Raw genomic sequence first — 19964 nt, 5'->3', positions numbered from 1 at the left:
GCGTGGCGCAGTTGCTTCAGCAGAGCGCTTCGGTGTGCAATGCCTTCTTCCGGGGTGTCATCGGCGTCGAAGGGTTCGACGTCCACGCGAAGAACTTCTTGCCCGTTGTCCGGTGCCAGGAACGCAAGCAGCTCCGCGCCGAGGGGGTAGTTTGCATTGTTTCCACCCTGCCACTGGGGCATCAGCAAACGGAGTGTTTTCAAATCAGGTGTGGTCATGGGGGTCCTTCCAGGGGCCGGCGCGTTGAAGAGCAAAGGGCGCGGCTGCGTGAATGTTTAGTGGTCGCTAGTATTTCGCACTAAGATGTTTAGAGCATTTCTGCCACATTTCAGAGGCATTACGCGCCACCGGTGGGAGTATGCGGCGGGACGTTTTGGAAGTGGAGGATGCAGGAAACCGTCCGGCCGGGTAGTCCAGCCGAACAGTTTCCAGATGCCCGGGCAACCCTGGTGGTCAGGACCGATCGGTTGGGCTGTCAGCTGAAGCTGACTTTTCCGTTTCAAGTGGTTCATCGGAGAAGTTTTCGGTTTTCCAGTGGCCCGCGTCAAGGCCCTCAATCTCAACCTGTTCGGTTACCCGGAGCCCTCCGAAGCGCTCGAAGATCAGACAAATGATGAGGCAGGGGATTGCAGCCAGCAGGGCTACCGCTCCCACTCCCGCAGCCTGACCAAGCGGTGTCACTTCGGCACTGTGAAGTGCATAGGCGCCCTCAAGGCCCGGGTAGCCCCCGGTTTTGGTCCCCCATGCGATGAAACCGGTAGCGATGGCACCGACGACTCCAGGGCCGAGTCCCAAGGGAATGACCTTTTGGTCATCGATTCCAAGGCGGACGAGGGCCAGTGATACGAGGTAAGCGACGAACGGACCGAACATCGATAGGAGCAGGACTTCGAGCGGTGTACCGATGTCGAGCAGGGTTCCGCTCATGACGACGCCGGCGATGGGCCCGACGAATCCAAATCCTGCTTCCTTTTTCCAGTGTGCAAGGAGGGCACCGGAAAGACCTCCGCCAACGAAGGCGGTGACAACGTTCATGATGATGATTCCCCAGCCCGTTTCGGCGAAGGAGATTCCGTAGACGCCTGTTCCGGGGATGATCCACGTTGCGCTAAGCGCTACGAAGGGAAGTGCAAACATGATCAGCAGTACGCCGACACCAATGAGGCTTGAATTGTGCTTTTTGGGGTGGATGCCGGTGGGGTGAGGTGTGAAGGCGCCCAGCCGTGGGCCGAGCCGCCATGACATGACGAGGACCCATACGGCCGAGAAGATGTACAGGGGGTAGATGCCTTCGAAGTCGTGTATTCCAAGCTGTGTCAGGGGTCCTACTGGTCCCCAGGTGAGGTAGGAGGCGAGCGGCGATAGGGCGAGCCCGATGACCGCAGCCATGACATAGAGGACCCGCGGGCGTACCCGCTCCAGCACTCCGCCGTGGATCAGTGCAAGGGTGGCCATTGAGAAGGTGGCAAAGAAGACGACGAAAACCTGTTGCGCGTCGGCGCCTGGCAGCACATCCGAGCCGATATGGAGAGAGGAAGTTGACTGGAACTGCCCTCCGATCCACCAGTCACTGATTGCCTGCCCTAACGCGTTGGGTACTCCGAAGGCTTGGTAAAACGACCACTGCCAAAAGGAATATCCGACCAGGATTGTGCCAAGGCCAGCGATCATCGCACCGATGACCTTCACGACCCACGTGTCCAGCACATTTTTTCTGCGGACGTTCCCAGAATCAATGAAGCCGAGGGCGAGGACAATCAGGATGACCGACAGCGCCCCAATGCTGTAGACCAGGCTTCCAAACAAATTATCGATACTGACTTGACTGACGTCTAAGGGCACTGATTTCTCCAATCCAGCCCGCGCCGGCGCTTACCTAGATGAGCGGCGGCACATGAATGTTTAGTGGACGCTAGTATTTCGCCTCCAAATGTTTGATGCATGTCTGCCAGGTTTAATTTGCGTTACGTGGCCTGGCGGCACCGCGGCGTGCGGGGTTGCGTCCCGTCCGCTTATTGGCAGGGAGCGCACCGGCGCGGACCATAAAAATTTTGTTCTGCCGCGGCCCCGGGTTCTTTTCGACCCCATCGGCGCTTAGCGCCCGGTATTCCTGCGGCACTTCTCCGGGGTAGTACCAATGGATGCAAACTTATCTGTAGACGTCTGGACCTTGGCTGGTTATCGACGGCTCCTTTGCTGGAGTCGAATTCACTGATACCGGCACCTAGCGTGCTGTGATGGTGATCACTTCCTTGCTGGTGAAGCAACCTTATTCTCGGATTTTTTTCACGCACAGCCGCCTAGCGCAGCGCATTATCCAAGTACGGCAAAACTTTCATCGCAATAGCGCGGGTTCACGCGTCAACAGCGTCCTTCTAGTCAAGTCCGGGGGTTGCATTCAGGGCCAGCTTGGCGCCGGAAACGTGGGTGCTGGTAGGGATTTGGTCTTGGCCGCCGTCGTCGGTCGGATACGGACTTCCTCAAGAAGGATCCGGAGCTGTGAGCTAGGCTCATCGGGATGAACGCGAACACGACTCCGTCAGCAGCCGCCGGAACGGCAGAGCGCCGGCGCCGTGGTCCTTACACTGGAACAGAAGAGCTACGGTCAGCGATTCTCGAAGCCGCCCTGAAGGTGTTCGCCCGTGACGGCTATCGCGGTGGATCGCTGAAGGTCGTTGCCAGCGAAGCAGGTATGAGTGACGCCAGGCTGCTGTATCACTTCGGGAGTAAGAGCGCTTTGCTCGCTGCAGTCCTGGAGCTCCGCGACAGGCGCACCGAAGCGGTATATACGCCTATGGACGCTGATGACCCTTACATGATCCTGCTCGGGCTTGTTAAGCTCGCCCGCTATAACGTTTCCACGCCTGGCCTCGTGCGACTGCACGTCACCCTCTCGGCAGAAGCTACATCCTTTCAACACCCCGCGCACGCGTACTTTGTCCAGCGGTACGAGTACTACGTCGATGGGCTGACCCGGGCCTTCTCCGGATGCGCCGAGCGCGGAACACTACGCCCCGGCACCACCCCGGTCCAGGCCGCCCAGGCTACCATCGCGGTCCAGGACGGACTGCAGCTGTTATGGCTTCTGCACGGCGACAGCATCGACCTGCCGGGCGGAATCGAGGCCCACCTCCGCCGACTCGTCGAGTTCCCCGAGTCGGACTAGCGAGGCTTCCCGGATCCTAGTGTCGATGAGAGCCCAAAAACGGTCGGTCTTTTTCCTCACAGCAAGGAGACCAAATCAACGCGGGAGCTTGGGCACGTTGGCGCTTGGTTCCCGTTCTCGCCGTTGTCGCGCTATCCACCGGGATGCCGCCGTTGACTAAATACTGGTTGGAGCACCGGCCGGTGTGTTGAGGTAGTTGGCGAGTGCGTCAAACAGGGCATCAGCGCGGGGTTTCTGTAGGTTGTATCGGCGTGATGCAGGGTCTTCTGATGCGGAAAACTCCGGCACGCCAACTGTAGTAACGACTCCGGCGCTCTTTAGTTTGTTCAGACACTGTGTTGCCAGCCCGCGATTAAGTCCGGTGTTATCCGCTATATCCAATCGCGTGGCTGGGCCGCTTAAGCGCAGATATCGAATGATCTGTATCTGCGCGGTAGTGCCGTAGACGGACGCCGCCATAGTCAGCTCGTGGGACCACGCGGGGTCAGAGTGGCCGGGCGTTCTGGCAGCTGAAGTCATGAGGGCACCTTTCTGCTTTGTAATTGTCGAGTCATCGCTCTGCTCTTACTGTCCTGCCATGAGTTTGCTCCTGGTGACTGCTAGGGCAGGGAGTACGGAGGCGGTGGAGGGCGCTACAGCGTCGTCGGGAGGAAACGGGGCCGTTGGGCTTCGAATGCTTCAATTTCGGCCCCTGCCAGTTCTGTCAGATCGATGTCGTCGAGTCCTTCCAGGAGCCGCCATTTAACATAGCTGTCGATGTCGAAGGTGTACTCCCGTTCTGCGCAGATGATCGTCTGCTGGGCGAGGTTGATGGTTATTTGGAGACCTGGTTTAGCGTCAATGGCTTTCCAGATTTCGTCTACCTCGTCCTGGCTGAGTTTGGCGGCTACCATGCCGGCTTTGCCGCAGTTTCCGCGGAAAATGTCGGCGAACTTGGGTGAGATGACGACTCTGAAGCCGTGGTCCATGAGTGCCCAAACGGCGTGCTCCCGGGAAGATCCGGTGCCGAAGTCTGCTCCTGCGACCAGTACTGATGCACCCGTGAATTCTGCCCTGTCGAGTGGGAACTGATCATCGCCGCGCAAGTCAGCGAACAGCGCGTCCTGGAAGCCGCTCCGGCCGATCCGCTTCAAGAATTTGGACGGGATGATTTGGTCGGTGTCGACGTTGGTGTGTTTCAGCGGCATGGCCACACCGGTATGAACAGTGAATTTCTGCATCTTTAGTGTCCTGTTTCGGTGCTCACGAGGTCGGATGGCGTTGAGATGGTTCCCCTGATGGCGGTCGCGGCGGCTACTGGAGGCGAGACCAGGTGGGTCATGCTTCCTCGCCCCTGGCGTCCTTCAAAGTTCCGGTTGGATGTCGATACGCAGCGTTTGCCGGCGGGAACCTGGTCGGGGTTCATTCCCAGGCACATCGAGCAGCCGGCGAAGCGCCATTCTGCGCCGGCATCGAGGAAGATCCGGTCGAGGCCTTCCTCTTCCGCCTGGGCCTTTACTTGCATTGATCCCGGGACGACGAGCATCTGCAGACCTTTTTTGATCCGTTTACCTTCAAGGACAGTTGCTGCGGCTCTCAGGTCCTCGATGCGTCCGTTGGTGCAGGAGCCAAGGAAGACCATGTCGACAGGGATATCCCTCATGGCTGTTCCCGCTGCCAGCCCCATGTAGGCAAGTGACTTTTTGGCGGCAGACCTGTCGCGTTCTTCAGAAAATTCGTCGGGGTCAGGGACGTTGCCGGAAATGGGCACGGCCTGTCCGGGGTTGGTTCCCCAGGTTACAAACGGCAGGATTTTGGCGGCGTCCAGTGTCACCTCGGCGTCGTACACTGCGTCCACGTCACTTGCCAGGGAAAGCCAGTATTGGGTCGCTGACGCCCATTCGGCCTCGTCCGGTGCGTGCGGTTTGCCTCTGAGGTACTCAATGGTCTTGCTATCGGGCGCTATCAGACCGGCGCGTGCACCTGCTTCCACGGACATGTTGCAGACTGTCATCCGGGCCTCCATGGACATCTCCTCGATGGCCTCTCCCCGGTATTCGAGAACGTAGCCTTGGCCTCCGCCTGTTCCTATTTGGGCGATCAGGGCCAATATGACGTCCTTGGATGTCACCCCGGCGGCTAGTTTGCCTTCGATGCTGACAGCCATCGTTTTGAATGGTTGCAGGGGCAGGGTCTGAGTCGCTAGAACGTGTTCTGCTTCGCTGGTGCCAATTCCGAAGGCCAAGGCGCCGAACGCGCCGTGGGTGGATGTATGCGAGTCGCCGCAGACGATTGTCATCCCGGGATGGGTCAGCCCGAGCTGGGGGCCGACGACATGGACGATGCCTTGGTCCTTGCTGCCCATGTTGAAGAGATTGATGCCGAAAGCGGCGCAGTTTTCGCGCAGCGTCTGGACCTGGAGTCGTGATGTGAGGTCCACGATCGGCTTATCGATCCCGATGGTGGGGACGTTGTGGTCTTCCATGGCCAACGTCAGATCTGGTCGGCGAACGGATCGGCCGGCGAGCCGCAGGCCCTCAAAAGCCTGAGGGCTGGTCACCTCGTTGACGAGGTGGAGATCGATGTAGAGAAGATCAGGTTTTCCGTCCTCGTGGCGGACAATGTGGGAGTTCCATACTTTTTCGGCAAGGGTGTAGCCCATAAATGGGTCTCGATTCACTAGGTTCCGGCGAAAGTTGTTAGAAGGGCGGTTCAGGCGTGGCGTTGCAGGGTTTCGCTGGGTAGTTCGCCGAACATTTGCCTGTAGCGCGCGGCGAACCTGCTCGGGTGGTAGAAACCCCAGCGCGTTGCCACATCCGTGATTTTCAGGTCCGGGTTCTTGTTGGAAATCAGTTCCGCGCGTACCCGCTCCATCCGGACCCGACGCAGATGTTCCATGGGGGAGGTGCCAAGGGACTGTTGAAAGGAAGCGTGCAGGGTGCGGATACTCATCATCCCTACCCGGGCCAGCTCGGCCGGGGTAATCGGCTCGTCGGCGTTCGCTTCAATGAAATCCACCACTGGTTTGAGCCGCCCTAAATTAACGGTGGGAGCCGGGGTGAGGAGAACCTCGCTGTAGTTGTTGGGGACAGCCAGGAGAAGGTTGCTCATGACAAACGACTCGAGCTGCTCAAGGGCGAGTGGGTTTTCGGTGATGCCCCCTGGCCGGTTCAATTCCATGGCCATGAACTGGGCAGAGGCGTAGAGACTGGCTCCCCGCCCTGTCGACAGATCGAAACCGAAATCAAACCCGATGGGATGGTCTACGGATTGGCCCATCAGGTCTGCTGCAAAGTTTTCCAACATATCCCTCGAAAATCGGAGGATGATTTGCTCCGCGTCCGGGCCCCATTTCACCTCGGTGCCAATGTGCGGCAGTAACACCAATCCGCTCTGCCCCCCGGCAGTAAAGGCACGCTTCCCGTCCGCGCGGAACCCTTCGGTGCCCCCGGCCGTCGTGAGGTTCACATGGTAAAACTCCTCCGGCGGGGGCATCCGCAACTTCGTTTCGGCCTGATACGTCAGGTACCCGAGGGTCAGATCCCGACCACCCCAGGCGTTCAGCGTCATGTTCAGCTGGCCGTCACCATGCGTGGTCATGTCGTTGGGAAGGTAAGTGCCGGTGACAGCGTCCCGGGCGGCGTCAATGTCACTGGTGTGAACCACCGGGTGGGCATCCAGTGGTTTGGGGGTTGCCAGTGAGTTGGGACTTTGGTTCATCGTGGGCTCCGTTGGCCTGTGACTCAATGCTGAGGTGGTGTCAATTTTACTGGTAAGGGGCCGACCCGCGGTTCCCCCCCAACGTGCGGGCCGGCCTGGTGTTCTGAGTTAGTGTCGAAGCCCTGCTTGCTTCAGGAGCGGCATGACGTTGTCGTTGAAGTAATCGAGCTCCTCGTTGTAGTCGATCATTCCCATGATGATGCCGTTCATGCCCGTGTTCTGGACGGCTGCAAGCTGTTCGGTTACCTGTTCAGGCGTACCTACGAAGGGGTAGCCTGCCCAACCGGCGATGAAGCGCTCTTTGAACTTCTCAATTTGGGCCTGGAAGGACTGGCTTTGCATGCCCATCAGGTTGGTGACATTATCAGCGGCATCCCAGTCGCCCTTGTCGATGACGTTCTGGAAGGCTGCTTTGGCTTCCTTTTCGGTGTCGCGGACCACGACGAGACCGTACGTCATCACGTCGATGTTTCGGTTGTATTCCTCGCGTGCCAGGCCCCGGATTTGCTGATTGTAGTTGGTCATGGACTCCAAGGTGTCGAGCGACGCGAAGTTCACATCAACATTCTTTGCCGAGAAGGCCATGCCCGCCTTTGAATTTCCCGCGTTGATCAGAGCCGGGTACGGCGCCTGATGCGGCTTTGGGTAGGACTCGACATTCTTCGCCGTGTAGTGGCTGCCGTTGAAATCGAACAGTCCGGGCTCGCTCCATGCGCTCTGGACGAAGTCGATCCACTCCTGACCCTGAAGGTACTTGTCGTCGTGTTCGCCCTGTTGCTTTCCGAACATTTCCATTTCCGGTGCGAACCAGCCCATTACCAGGTTGATGCCGAACCGGCCGCCGGAGATCCTGTCGATGGTGGTTGCCATTTTGGCGGCCATGACGGGATGGACGGTCGGGAGGTGGCTTGTTGCGAAGATACCGATGTTTTCGGTGGCTTCGGCCAGTCCCGCGGCCCAGGTGTAGGTCTCAAAGCAGTTGCCGTTGAAATTTGTCGTGCCGCCGAAGCCACGCCAGCGTGCGATAGGAACCAACGCCTCAAAGCCCATCCGGTCCGCTTTTTGGGCAATTTTCTTGGTGTGTTCCCAAGTGGCTTCGTAGCTTGTTTCCACATGGGAAATAGTCAGGCCGTTCGAGCAGTTCGTTCCGAACAGCCCCAGCTTCAGCTTCTGGTCGTTGAAGATTGGATTGGTTTTGCGGCGGTCTTCCACAGGTTTTGTCTCGGAGTCCGGCCGGGGCGCGGTGGGGTAAAGCCCCTGTTCGTTCTTTTCGCGGGGTGCATCAATGGTTGTGGTCATTATATGTCCTTTTGGATCTAGCCCAGTTTGAAGGGGTCGCGGGTGCCGCCGGTAAGTTCAACCCAGACGGATTTGGTTTCTGTGTAGTCGTTGATGGCTTCGATGCCGTTTTCGCGGCCAATTCCGGAGGATCCGAAGCCGCCGAATGGAACCTGGGGGCCGAGGACCCGGTAGGCGTTAATCCAGACAGTGCCTGCCTTGATGGCACCGGCGACCCGGTGGGCCCTGTGGACGTCCTTGGTCCATACGGCACCTGCCAGGCCGTATTCCGTATCGTTGGCCAGCTCGATGGCTTCGGTCTCGTCGGTGAAGGTGTAGACGGACAACACAGGGCCGAAGATTTCTTCTTTGACGACGGTCGAGTTTCTGTTGACGCCGGTGATGACGGTCGGGCGGATGAAGAAGCCGCCAAGATCCTCCGGAGTGAATCCACCGCAGGCGATCACGCCGTTTTCGTCTCGGGCTTTCTGGATGTAGTCCATGACCTTGCGGTACTGGGGCCCGTTGGCGACAGGTCCCATCTGAGTTTCCGCGGACGTCGGGTCACCGAGCTTGATCTCATTGGCCTTTGCCACCACGAGGTCTACGAGTTTGTCGTGGATGGATTCATGAACGATGAGCCGGGAACCGGCCATGCAGGTCTGCCCGGTGGCCGCGAACACTCCGGCGAGCAGCCCGTTGGCGGCCGCTTCCAGGTCGGCGTCCTCGAATACGACCTGGGGGCTCTTACCACCAAGTTCGAGTGTCACCTTATTGATGTTCTTGCCGGCGGCCTGCGCGACCAGGGCTCCCGTGGCGGTTGATCCGGTGAACGCGACCTTGTCCACCCCCGGGTGTGCCGCCAGAGCCTGGCCCAGTTCGCGGCTTTCACCCGTGACGACGTTGAAGACGCCCGGCGGGAAGCCGGCCTGATCAAGAAGTTCGGCCAGGAAGGCTGTAGAGGCGGGTGCATGTTCACTGGGCTTGACCACAAAGGTGCAGCCCGCCGCGAGGGCTGGAGCGAGCTTAAAAGTCAACAGCAGCAGCGGGGAATTCCAGGGAGTTATGGCACCGACGACGCCGACAGGCTCGCGTTTGGTGTAGACCAAAAAGTTCGGCTTGTCCGTGGGGATCTGGCGTCCCTCGATTTTGTCGGCGAGACCGGCGTAGTAGTAGTACCACTGCGGCAGTGCCCGGGTCTGGCCGATCATTTCGTGGAAGAGCTTTCCCGAGTCATTGACTTCCAGCGTTGCCAGCCGCTCCGCGTTCTCAGCGATCAGGTCCCCGAGCCTGCGCAACAGGGCGCTGCGGCCGGTGCCGGTCATCTCGCCCCACGGGCCGGTGAGCGCTGCCCTGGCGCTGGCGACGGCGGTGTCGATATCCGCCACGGTTCCCTCGGCTACGTCCGCCCACACCTCGCCGGTGTAAGGACTGGAGGTGGTGAACGACTTCCCCGACGATCCGGGGACGAACTTTCCACCGATATAGAGGGAGAACTTCTCCCGTATCAACGTCGTTGTCGACATTTCATTACCTTCCTGTCAGCTGAACACCACCGTCCTGTGATGAAGCTCTGGGAAGACCGTACGGACTGAGAGTTGCATCACACTAGCCGTTCCGTGCAGGCAGGCAGCCGTTTTTTGCAAAGTATTCATCACCACCGAAATCATGCAGAAAACGGCTGTCCCAGCGCATTTGTCGGCTGTCCGGAGCATCTTCCTGCTCATAGCGTTGTGCTCCATCACGACACTCAGTGATGGACATCACCCTTCGGGGTACGGGAGGAAAATCAGATGGGAACACTGCCGATCCGGCGCGAAGAAGCGCCGCGACCGCAGGAGTGCGGTCCGCTCGACGGGATCCGGATCCTGGAACTTGGATCCCTGGTCGCCGGCCCCTTCGCTGGAAGGCTGCTGGCGGATATGGGTGCTGAAGTCATCAAGATTGAGACATCGGACCGCCCGGATCCACTGCGAACCTGGGGTCAGGGTGAGATTGACGGCCATCGGTTGTTCTGGACGGTGCACGCACGGAACAAGAAATGCGTAACGCTCAACCTTCGCACCCCGCGCGGAATCAGCATCTTCAAGGACATGGTCGCGCAAAGCGACGCTGTCATCGAAAACTTCCGCCCCGGCACGCTCGAGAAATGGGGCATCGGCCCCGAGGTCCTCCTCAAAGAGAACCCCCGGCTGGTGATCGCCCGGATATCGGGGTACGGCCAGGATGGTCCCGACGCACTTAAGCCAGGCTACGCCTCTGTCGCCGAAGGCGTCAGCGGCTTTAGGGCCGTCAACGGCTACCCCGGGCAGCTGCCGCCTCGCATTGCTTTGTCACTGGGTGACTCCTTCGCCGGAATGTTCGCCGTCCACGGGATCCTCGCAGCCCTGATCCGTTCCCGCACCACCGGGGAAGGAGACATCATTGATGTCGCCCTCACAGAGTCCTGCCTTGCCCTCATGGAATCGACCATCCCGGACTTCGACGGAGCCGGAGTTGTGCGTAAACCTTCCGGTACCCGTCTGGATGGCATTGCACCGTCAAACGTTTATATGAGCCGGGACGGGCTCCCGGTCATCATCGCGGCAAACCAGGACACCGTCTTCGCACGGCTTTGCGGCGTCATGGGTTGCCCGGAGCTTGCCCTGGACGAAAAGTACGTCGACCATGTGGCCCGCGGACGCCATCAGGATGAGCTCGACGACATCGTCGCGCACTGGGCTTCCGGCCAGACCGCCTCGGACATAGTACGCACGCTGGATGAAGCCGGAGTGGTCTGTGGGCCTGTCAACACCGTGGCCGAAGTCGTGAACGATCCGCAGCTTATACACAGGGACATGTTCGTTGATCATGATGACCTCCGCATCGGCCGAAAAATCAAAGGCCCAGGCATCGTTCCCAAATTTTCCAGCGCAAAAGGTTCCGTCCGCTGGGCAGGCCGTCCGGAGCCCGGCTTCGATAACGACGATGTCTACCGCGGACTTCTCGGCCTGGACGACCACGAAATCAAAGAACTCACAGACAGCGAGGTCATCTGAACATGGAAGAACTAGGTACGCCCCTTACGTTGGAATCTATAGCGTCCGCTGGAGGCTACAGCCTGCCGAGTGTGGTCGATATCCGTGAAGTAGGGCCCCGCGACGGGTTGCAGCTCGAGCGCACACTGACACTTGACCAGAAGATCCGGATGATCGACGGCCTCGTGCAGGCTGGAGTGCGACGGGTTGAGGTCACCAGCTTCGTCTCACCAACAGCGGTCCCGGCTTTGGCGGACGCCGCCGAGCTTGTCAAGGAACTCCACCGCTGGCCAGACGTTGACTTCTGCGCTCTCGTGGCAGGCATCGGTGGCGCAAAGCGCGCCCTCGCTGCTGGAATCACGCACCTGGAGTACGTGGTCTCTGCATCAGAAAGCCACGCCAAGGCCAATGCGGGTAAGACCGTAGCGCAGTCCGTCGAAGCCGGCGAAGCGATTATCAAAATGGTCCACGAAGCCGGCGGTATTTGCGAAGTCATTGTCGCTATAGCCTTCGACTGCCCCTTTGAGGGCCCGACATCGGTCGGCGCAGTGGCCGACATTGTCAAAGCCTTTGTGTCCGCCGGAGCCGACCGAATCTGTTTGGGCGACACCATCGGCACCGCTACTCCTGACCGTGTCATTGGCCTTGTTCAAGCTGTCCGTACGCAAGCACCTGGCCATTCGATCGGGCTGCACCTGCACAACACCCGGGACACTGCCATGGCCAATGTACTTGCCGGCCTCCTCATCGGTGTGACGGATTTCGACGCATCCATCGGAGGTCTGGGCGGGTGTCCGTTCGCCCCGGGTGCCAGCGGCAATCTTGCCACTGAAGACCTCACTAATTTCTTGGAAGACATGGGAATCCGCACCGGCCTGAATATCGCTGCGCTGAAGCAAATCAGCTCTGAAGTAGCCGCATTCGTGGGCCACGAGTTGTCCGCGGCGCTCACCCGTTGTGAACCACGAATCGGCTTTACGTACGCAGCAGATCGCTACCTTGTACCAACCCAACACTGAAGGAAGACCATCATGGACAATCACTTGGAAGTCACCCCGGAGCGGATGCGTGAAATCCTTGGTCATTTCTGCACAGGACTGACCATCATCACCGCAACAACAGAGCAGGGGCCCGTCGGGTTTACCTGTCAGTCATTCTCGTCACTGTCATTGGAACCGCCGCTCATCGCCTTTAACCCTGCGCGGTCCTCCTCAACCTGGCCCGTCATCAGGGCCACCGGACGGTTCTGCGTGAACATTCTCCCCGAAGAACACCGCGAACTGTCCGGTAAGTTCGCCCGATCCGGGACCGACAAGTTCGCCGGTGTAAGCCACGCCGCATCCCCCTTGGGCAACCCGATCCTTGACAGCGCCCTCGCGTGGATCGATTGCGAACTGCACGAGGAGTACGACGGCGGCGATCACACCATCGTCATCGGCAAGGTTAAGGCCATGGACGCCCGCGGCGGCGCTGAGCCCCTGCTTTTCTTCAAGGGAAGCTACGTCGGGATCGGCGCTTGAAAATCCTGGGTGTGGACGCAAGTCCACACAGCCCGGGCAGGACTCACCGGATGGTAGCTGAGATACTGGCCGGCGCAGCTGAAGCCGGGGCGCAAACCGAACTGGTCCGTCACGACGACGAAGCGGTCCTCGGACACATAGCTGCCGCAGACGGAGTGGTTTTCGGCAGCCCGACGTACCGCGCGAGTCCCACAGCGGCGATGAGGCTGCTCCTGGAGCGAATCGACCGCACTACCGCCGAGGACAACGGGCCCCTTCACCGGACTCCTGCGATGGTCGCGATGACCGGGGCGTCCGCCGCGCACTTCCTGGGCACGCGGGAGCTCAGCAATACACTTAGTGGCTTTTTCGGGACCCAGATTCTTTCCCCGGATGTCTATCTCGATTCCACGGCATTCAACCCTGACGGGGCCGTTGAGACAGACACCGCCCAGCGTCTTCGGCTTCATGGTGCTGCGCTCGTGGAACTAACCGCGGCCGTACAGACATCCCAAAGTCTTCAAAACATCCGGCCCTGGATCTAGGACCACCAGAATAAGCCTCTGCCGATCCGGCGCGGGCTACTCAACAACGCAAGGATGCCCGGGAACGGCCAGCCAATGCGCTGGCGCGAAGACGCCCGGCGGCCCGACGTCCCGAGTACCCATCACCCTGCCCTCAACAAGGAATACACAATGAAAGCACTCGTCACCATCGGGATCACCGTCGGAATACTTGCCGGACTGTGGACGCAGTTCAGCACTCCCTTCGGCCTGATCACCTGGGTTGGCTTCGTGGGTTGGGCCTGCTACTTCGCAGCGGGCGGAAAACGGGAAGGACTGCTCAAAGCCGTCCCCGCCACTCTTTCCGGCGCGTTGTGGGGCAGCCTAATAGTGTGGACGGTGGGCGCGGTTACCCTCCCAGCCGCCATGCCCATCGCTGTTGGCCTCGCCGCTTTCGCAATGTGTGTGCAGGCCAAGTGGCGGCTGCTGTCCTTTATCCCAGGCACGTTCACCGGGTGCGCGGCGTTTTTCGGGACCTCCTTTGACTTGGCAGCCACGTGCTTTGCCCTGGCCCTTGGCACCGGCTTGGGATGGCTCTCCGAATACGCCGCCAACCGTATTTCCGCCGTCAGTTCCAAGGCTGAAGCCCCAAGCCAACAAGCACAGCCTGTCCAGTAACAACGAGGGAAAAACCGGAGAGTCCAGCGGTGATTTTTCGTTCCCTCACTAGGACAAATAGACATCTGGCGACGGAAAACCAGCGCATAAAGTGGCGAAGGAGCAGTGAATGTAGTGAGTGAAAACATTTTGTGGTTTTCTGAGATAGGCCTGAAAGACCTTGGGCGGGTGGGGGGCAAGAATGCCTCGCTGGGGGAGATGGTGCAGAATCTCGCCTCAGCAGGAGTGAAGGTGCCGGACGGGTTTGCCACCACTGCTGACGCGTACCGCCGGTTCCTGGCCTACTCAAACCTCGAGCAGACGATCGAGGACCTTTTGACGGGTCTCGATGTGGAGAACGTAACAGATCTGGCCATCAGAGGTCGAAAGATCCGGGCCCTGGTCAGGGACGCGCCATTGCCACCGGAGCTTGAGGCCGGCGTCAGCTCCTCATACGACATCCTTGTCGGGGAGCACGGCGGTTCGGGCATGGTTTCCTGGGCTGTTCGCTCCAGCGCGACAGCGGAAGACCTGCCGGATGCTTCCTTCGCCGGTCAGCAGGAGACGTTTCTCAACGTCACCGGCATCGAGAACATCATCCAGGCCATCAAGGATGTCTTCGCCTCGCTCTACAACGATCGGGCGATCGCGTATCGGGTGCACCACAGGTTCACGCATGCCGACATCGCCATCTCCGCCGGTATTCAACGCATGGTGCGCTCGGACGTCGGCGCCTCAGGTGTCATGTTCACAATGGACACCGAGACGGGCTTTGATGAGGCGGTACTCATCACCTCCTCGTACGGACTGGGAGAAGCGATAGTCCAGGGTGCCGTTAACCCGGATGAGTTTTACGTCTACAAGCCCTCTCTCAGGGCCGGGCGTCCCGCCATCCTCAAACGCGGACTGGGGGAGAAGGCCCTGCAGATGGTGTACTCCGCAGACGCTAATGCTGGCCACACTATTGAACTCACTGATGTTCAACCGGCGCTGCGGGGCCGCTTCAGCATCACCGACAGCGAAGTCGAGCAGCTCGCGGCGCATGCCCTCTCCATTGAGGCCCACTACGGCCGTCCGATGGACATCGAATGGGGCAAAGACGGTACCGACGGCCAGCTGTACATCCTGCAGGCGCGCCCCGAAACCGTCGAGTCACGCAAATCGGCTCACCAGCTGCGCCGCTACCGTCTACAGGAGAGCGGGACGGTTCTCTGTGAAGGACGGGCAATCGGGCAAAGGATCGGAGCCGGTCCGGTACGGGTCCTCACATCACTCGAACAAATGGCCGACTTTAACACCGGCGACGTGCTCGTCGCTGACATGACAGACCCTGACTGGGAACCCATCATGAAACGTGCAGCCGCCATCGTCACCAACCGCGGCGGACGCACATGCCATGCCGCCATCATCGCCCGCGAGCTGGGAATCCCCGCCGTGGTCGGGACAAGAGACGCCACAAGCGTCCTCACGGACGGCATGGACATCACCGTTTCCTGCGCTGAAGGGGATGCCGGATTCGCCTACGAAGGGATCCTCAAATTCGCCATCGAGGAAACCGAACTATTGCACATGCCCGAAGTCCCCGTGCGGGTCATGATGAACGTCGGGACACCGGAACAAGCCTTCAGTTTCGCAGCCCTGCCTAACCACGGCGTAGGCCTGGCCCGGCTGGAGTTCATCATCAACCGACAGATTGGCATCCATCCCAAGGCCCTGCTGCACCTTGACGAACAACCCGCGACGGTAAGGGCCGAAATCCGTGCACGCATCGGCGCCTATGAGAGTCCGCGGGACTTCTACGTCAAACGCCTCGCCGAAGGCATCGCGACCCTGGCAGCGGCCTTCGCCCCGGAACCGGTCATTGTGCGCCTTTCGGACTTCAAGTCCAACGAGTACGCCAACCTGATCGGCGGAGCCGCATATGAGCCGCACGAAGAAAACCCCATGATCGGATTCCGCGGCGCCTCACGGTACTTGGCGCCGTCTTTCCGGGAATGCTTCGATATGGAATGCGAGGCGCTTGCATTCGTGCGGAACCAAATGGGCTTGACGAACATCAAGATCATGGTGCCCTTCGTCCGCACCCTGGACGAAGCACGCAGGGTGATCAAACTCCTCGCCGAAAACGGGCTGCGTCGCGGAGAGAACGGCCTGGAAATCATCATGATGTGCGAACTCCCCGCCAACGCACTGCTCGCCCACGAATTCCTGGACTACTTCGATGGCTTCTCCATTGGATCCAACGACATGACCCAACTCGCCCTCGGCTTGGACCGGGATTCCGCCATCGTTTCAGCCGACTTCGACGAAAGAAACCCAGCCGTCAAGAAGCTGCTCACCATGGCCATCCAGACCTGCAAAGCCCGCGGAAAATACGTCGGTATCTGCGGACAAGGCCCCAGTGACTACGACGACTTTGCCGAATGGCTCGTTCGCCAAGGCATCGACTCGGTCTCCCTTAACCCAGACACCGTCGTTGACACTTGGCACCGCCTTGGCGTCCGGGACGCCATCACCGTTTGACAAGGTTCAGGGCTCGATGTGGAAACAGAAGGTGAAAAGGACGACGTGAAAATTTCCCATCTCCGGACCATGCAGGCTGGCAACTTGGAGTTTTGGACTCCCGCCGGACTTACAGAGGGCTACTCCCTGGGGGAATTCGTACCCGATTGGAGCGACGCGCCCATCGGACTGCCCGTGGTCTTGTCCGGGCCAGGACTCCCCGCCATCGGCGGATGCATCGAATCCAAAATGGAAGATGGATCCGCCCTATGGATCAGGGACGAAACATGGTCCAGGCGCCTCATTCACCGCACTGACGGCTACGCTGTTCGCGCAGTCAACCGCTGGCCGTCCCTGCAAACCTCTTGCGAATCTACTGAGCACGGGCACTAGCGGATGTGCACAGTAATAGGTGCGGCCACCCGCTGGGCCATCCTCATATAAAGCGTCGGTCGGACTCCCAACATGCTTCCGCAACAGCAGCCCGAAAGTCGGGTGTTGGGGATCCGGCCGCGACCACGTAGGGCCCCGCCTCGGGCGCGGTACGCCCTAACCCGGCCCTGATGCCGCAGGCGGGCCAGCCCCTGGTATGGACGACAATAGCCGACCCTGCGGCTCAGCCCTTGGCCGGCAGCGAACGAATGAAGCACTCACAAAGCCCCTTCTTCCACGGCGTCAGGAGATCTGTGCTCGGAGGACGGCAATGGCATGATTACTCGCCGGAGCCGCATCGTGCCCGTTGCTCGTGTTTCCTATTACCTGGCTTCCAGGCAAAGTGATCAGGCATCAGCGCCCAACGAGGACTTCGTTCCGTGCTATTTCACACGACGAACGCAGTTATGGCGAGTCTTACTGCGGGCTGGCTAGTGGGGAGCCCGTCACCCCCATTTGCGAGCCAAATGCGCTTGCTCTAAGAGCGGGCCTTTCCTGCCTGAGAAATGAGTGCGACAAAAGCTTGCCCTATCTGGATACCCGGCTGCGCCGGGCGGCTGTGCGAGTAAAGACCATAGGAATAACGTTGCATTATCAGCAATCGAAGTGATCGGAGTCACAACCCAATCATTTGCAATTCTTTCCTGGCATTCGGATATCCAGCATGCGCGGTTGTCTGAAGCTTACCCACCGGAACCTCAAAGTCCCACAGGCCTAGACCGCGCTAGTCGGCTCACCAACCCCCAGCGTGAACGTCAACCCTATGCAAAACAGCCAACAAGCAGTTCGCTTCAGAGAGGAAGCCAACATGAGTATCGCCCATCGCCCGTTCTCTGCCGGATTAGGCACGCGCCACCACACAGCCCGCAAACCCCAAGCTCATCACTGGGGCTGGGGCCACGCCACAAAGACCCCCGAACGACAGGGAAGCCTGACTTCATATCCCTGGGAAGGCCTCTACCTGGCAGTTGATGAAGCCGACGTACCGGAAGGCGCAGCTGCACCTCAGCCCAATGCCCCACTGGGACTGTTTCTGACCAGTCTGATGTACGGCGAATAAGATCCGGCGCTTCGCCATCACTACGTGCAGGGACTTGGAGGCAGCCTTCGCCTGACCCACAGAGTTCCACGTCCTGGCGGGGTGCTTAGCCCACAGGCACATTGCTGAGCGGTGGTTTCTCCCACCAAGCGATGATGGGCCCTGCACGTGACGTCCACAGCATTACGAAGAACCATCAACTGGGAACCAAAATGATCATAAGGAGCGAAGTTGTCCAACCACACCTACAGCATTTCCGAAATTGTCGGCACATCAAAGGACGGTGTCGATGCCGCAGTCAGCAACGGAATTGCCGAAGCTTCCAAGACGCTCCGCAACCTGGACTGGTTCGAGGTCAAGGAAATCCGCGGACACCTTGAAAACGGGCAAGTCAGCGACTGGCAGGTCACCGTCAAGCTCGGCTTCCGACTGGAGCGCTGATCCGCCACAGGAGGTCCGGGGCCGCCGACCGGTCCTCTGCCTGTACTCACTCACTTAATAAACCGGCACCCGCCCGGGCAGGCACCAATGAAGGCGTGCATGAGAGTGGTGAGCCTTCTAGGAACTGACCTTACGAAGGCGAGGGACGGCGTCGCCAGCTCCTGAAAGGCAACCACCAGGGAGCTTTTGGTTCAGTTGTGGCGTTGCAAGGTTCGCTGGGTAGTTCGCGAACTTTTGCCTAACTATTTCCCTATCCTCGAGGATTCATATATGGGCAGTACCTCTGACTCTGACGATCCGCTGGACGAAGAGCATCTGCTTCCACTGTCTTCGCCGCCTAGGCACCCGGGGCGATCAGCCACAGCGATAGCAGCCTCGACCACTATTGTGGCCGTGCTACCAGTGTTCCTCGTGGGCGGATTGGCGGTGCAGCTGGAAGACGATCTAGGCATGAGCGCCGCTGTACTTGGGGCCGGAGTCGCCATCTTTTGGGCTGTATCCGCACTCCTTTCCCCCGCAGCCGGCCATGTGGCTCAAAGACTCGGTGCGCGGAAAGGCATGCTCCTTGCCGTGATCGGCGGACTCGCCTCACTCTCAGGAATCGCCTTCGCTACCCCCATTGGTCATGCCTACTCCTTTGGCTGGCAGTGGGAGGCGCCGCCAATGCCATCGGGCATCCGCCGTCCAACGGCCTCATCATTGAACAGGTTGCTGTCCGGAACCGTGCCTTAGCCTTCGGACTCAAGCAGGCCGGTGTTCCTGCAGCAACGCTCATTGCCGGCCTGTCCGTACCTGCCCTCGCACTGACGGTCGGCTGGAAATGGGCTTTCACCATCGGAGCCATCTTCGCGCTCCTGCTGGTGCCTATAGTGATAGGCCTTGGTCTTGGAAAACGGCGGACAAGGTCAGCAGCGGGTCATGCGCAGCGGCCTGCAGAAGCGGCAGCCGGTCCCCTTCCCCACAAACTTAAGTCTTTCTTGATAGTCACCGCCATCGCCGCAGCGATGGGTTCCGCCCAGGCAAACGCATTGGGTGCCTTTACAGTCACCTCGGCAACTCAAACAGGTTTCGGCGTTGCGACGGCTGGTCTCCTGCTCGGTGTGGGCAGCGCGGCGGGGTGTCTGACACGTCCGCTGGTTGGAATGGCTGCCGACAGGGGAACCGGCGGTTCAATGGGGACCGTCGCCGTCATGATGGCTATGGGATGCGGGGGATTACTGGCTATCGCTTCGGGGAATCAAGTCGCGTTCGCAGCCGGTTGCATCCTTGCCTTCGGCTTTGGTTGGGGATGGAACGGCCTCGTGCACTACGTCGTCTCGCACCGGTCCCACCCTTTCACTGCCCGCGCAACGGGCATAGTCCAAAGTGGGACATATATCGGGGGCTCCGTTGGGCCGCTTGCATTTGGCATCGTGCTGGCCAGTTTCGGCCCAACTGTCGCCTGGACATCCGCTGCAATTCTCTCCTCGATGGGGGCAGGGGCCGCCCTCGTGGCACATCGATTAGAAAAGCAGCTATCTGCCGATCCCTAGTCGACAGCCAAGGGGCCACAGATAGAGCCAGGCACGCGGAACCCCGCTGGGGGCTAAGACCGAGGGCGCGTAGACGGGACCCGGGGGAGATCGCTCGTTGGGTTCAAATAGTTGAGCCGATAGTCGTACTGGAGCTGGTCGAGGTCACTGGCAGGGACGCCCGGCTGACCGGACCACATCCTGGGAGGGCAATTGCGCG

The 19964-nt window shown here is 59.8% G+C and carries 20 protein-coding genes; 11 read left to right on the top strand and 9 right to left on the bottom strand.

Translation table 11 applies throughout. The annotated features are described in order from the left end of the window. On the bottom strand, positions 1–218 hold a 218-nt coding region (locus tag ACFVYC_RS21790), incomplete at its 3' end, for a hypothetical protein (protein WP_387554226.1). 235 nt (positions 219–453) lie between these two features. Further along, positions 454–1806, bottom strand: coding sequence for a hypothetical protein (locus ACFVYC_RS21785; RefSeq protein WP_387554224.1), 1353 nt, complete (start codon positions 1804–1806; stop codon positions 454–456). Positions 1807–2518: 712 nt separating this feature from the next. Here ACFVYC_RS21785 and ACFVYC_RS21780 point away from each other — a divergent pair. Then, positions 2519–3166 (top strand): TetR family transcriptional regulator, encoded by a 648-nt coding sequence (locus ACFVYC_RS21780; protein WP_387554222.1) that lies wholly within the window; start codon positions 2519–2521, stop codon positions 3164–3166. Between the two features lie 156 nt (positions 3167–3322). Here ACFVYC_RS21780 and ACFVYC_RS21775 read toward each other — a convergent pair whose 3' ends face one another. The 7 genes from ACFVYC_RS21775 to ACFVYC_RS21745 form a co-directional block, all read right to left on the bottom strand. Beyond that, a complete protein-coding gene (locus tag ACFVYC_RS21775; protein ID WP_387554230.1) occupies positions 3323–3625 on the bottom strand; it encodes a MarR family transcriptional regulator in 303 nt (100 codons plus the stop codon). Between the two features lie 173 nt (positions 3626–3798). After that, a complete protein-coding gene (gene leuD / locus ACFVYC_RS21770; protein ID WP_387554220.1) occupies positions 3799–4386 on the bottom strand; it encodes a 3-isopropylmalate dehydratase small subunit in 588 nt (195 codons plus the stop codon). A 2-nt stretch (positions 4387–4388) separates the two neighbouring features. Next, positions 4389–5807 (bottom strand): 3-isopropylmalate dehydratase large subunit, encoded by a 1419-nt coding sequence (gene leuC / locus ACFVYC_RS21765; protein WP_387554228.1) that lies wholly within the window; start codon positions 5805–5807, stop codon positions 4389–4391. Between the two features lie 50 nt (positions 5808–5857). After that, positions 5858–6865, bottom strand: a complete 1008-nt coding sequence (locus ACFVYC_RS21760) for an AraC family transcriptional regulator (protein WP_387554218.1) — start codon at positions 6863–6865, stop codon at positions 5858–5860. A gap of 108 nt (positions 6866–6973) precedes the next feature. After that, positions 6974–8077 carry an LLM class flavin-dependent oxidoreductase gene (locus tag ACFVYC_RS21755; RefSeq protein WP_387554216.1) on the bottom strand — a complete coding sequence of 368 codons (1104 nt, stop codon included), beginning with the start codon at positions 8075–8077 and terminating at the stop codon, positions 6974–6976. 104 nt (positions 8078–8181) lie between these two features. Continuing rightward, positions 8182–9669, bottom strand: coding sequence for an aldehyde dehydrogenase (locus ACFVYC_RS21750; protein WP_387554215.1), 1488 nt, complete (start codon positions 9667–9669; stop codon positions 8182–8184). 82 nt (positions 9670–9751) lie between these two features. After that, complete coding sequence (locus ACFVYC_RS21745) at positions 9752–9907, bottom strand: hypothetical protein (protein WP_387554213.1); 156 nt, start codon at positions 9905–9907, stop codon at positions 9752–9754. A gap of 29 nt (positions 9908–9936) precedes the next feature. On the opposite strand from ACFVYC_RS21745, the gene ACFVYC_RS21740 reads away from it, so the two are divergent. From ACFVYC_RS21740 to ACFVYC_RS21695, 10 genes are all read left to right on the top strand, one after another. Further along, on the top strand, positions 9937–11181 hold the full coding sequence (locus ACFVYC_RS21740; RefSeq protein ID WP_387554211.1) for a CaiB/BaiF CoA transferase family protein: 1245 nt from the start codon (positions 9937–9939) through the stop codon (positions 11179–11181). A gap of 71 nt (positions 11182–11252) precedes the next feature. Then, the gene (locus tag ACFVYC_RS21735; RefSeq protein ID WP_387554209.1) at positions 11253–12179 is read left to right on the top strand and encodes a hydroxymethylglutaryl-CoA lyase; all 927 of its coding nucleotides are present in this window, start codon (positions 11253–11255) and stop codon (positions 12177–12179) included. A gap of 12 nt (positions 12180–12191) precedes the next feature. Continuing rightward, the gene (locus ACFVYC_RS21730; RefSeq protein WP_387554207.1) at positions 12192–12680 is read left to right on the top strand and encodes a flavin reductase family protein; all 489 of its coding nucleotides are present in this window, start codon (positions 12192–12194) and stop codon (positions 12678–12680) included. A gap of 50 nt (positions 12681–12730) precedes the next feature. Next, positions 12731–13204, top strand: coding sequence for a flavodoxin family protein (locus tag ACFVYC_RS21725; protein WP_387554205.1), 474 nt, complete (start codon positions 12731–12733; stop codon positions 13202–13204). Between the two features lie 150 nt (positions 13205–13354). Continuing rightward, positions 13355–13840 (top strand): DUF1097 domain-containing protein, encoded by a 486-nt coding sequence (locus tag ACFVYC_RS21720; protein ID WP_387554203.1) that lies wholly within the window; start codon positions 13355–13357, stop codon positions 13838–13840. 114 nt (positions 13841–13954) lie between these two features. Next, complete coding sequence (ppsA, locus tag ACFVYC_RS21715) at positions 13955–16342, top strand: phosphoenolpyruvate synthase (protein ID WP_387554201.1); 2388 nt, start codon at positions 13955–13957, stop codon at positions 16340–16342. Between the two features lie 1219 nt (positions 16343–17561). Continuing rightward, positions 17562–17813 carry a hypothetical protein gene (locus tag ACFVYC_RS21710; protein WP_387554199.1) on the top strand — a complete coding sequence of 84 codons (252 nt, stop codon included), beginning with the start codon at positions 17562–17564 and terminating at the stop codon, positions 17811–17813. A 210-nt stretch (positions 17814–18023) separates the two neighbouring features. Further along, a complete protein-coding gene (locus ACFVYC_RS21705) occupies positions 18024–18233 on the top strand; it encodes a dodecin (protein WP_387554197.1) in 210 nt (69 codons plus the stop codon). 450 nt (positions 18234–18683) lie between these two features. Next, positions 18684–18965, top strand: a complete 282-nt coding sequence (locus ACFVYC_RS21700) for a hypothetical protein (protein ID WP_387554232.1) — start codon at positions 18684–18686, stop codon at positions 18963–18965. Continuing rightward, positions 18881–19765 (top strand): MFS transporter, encoded by an 885-nt coding sequence (locus tag ACFVYC_RS21695; protein ID WP_387554195.1) that lies wholly within the window; start codon positions 18881–18883, stop codon positions 19763–19765. Before ACFVYC_RS21700 ends, ACFVYC_RS21695 begins: the two co-directional genes overlap by 85 nt. The last annotated feature ends 199 nt before the right edge of the window (positions 19766–19964 follow it).

It is taken from the genome of Pseudarthrobacter sp. NPDC058329, from assembly GCF_042879835.1.
GTDB lineage: Bacteria > Actinomycetota > Actinomycetes > Actinomycetales > Micrococcaceae > Arthrobacter.
This window is presented reverse-complemented; position numbering and strand designations above follow the sequence as displayed.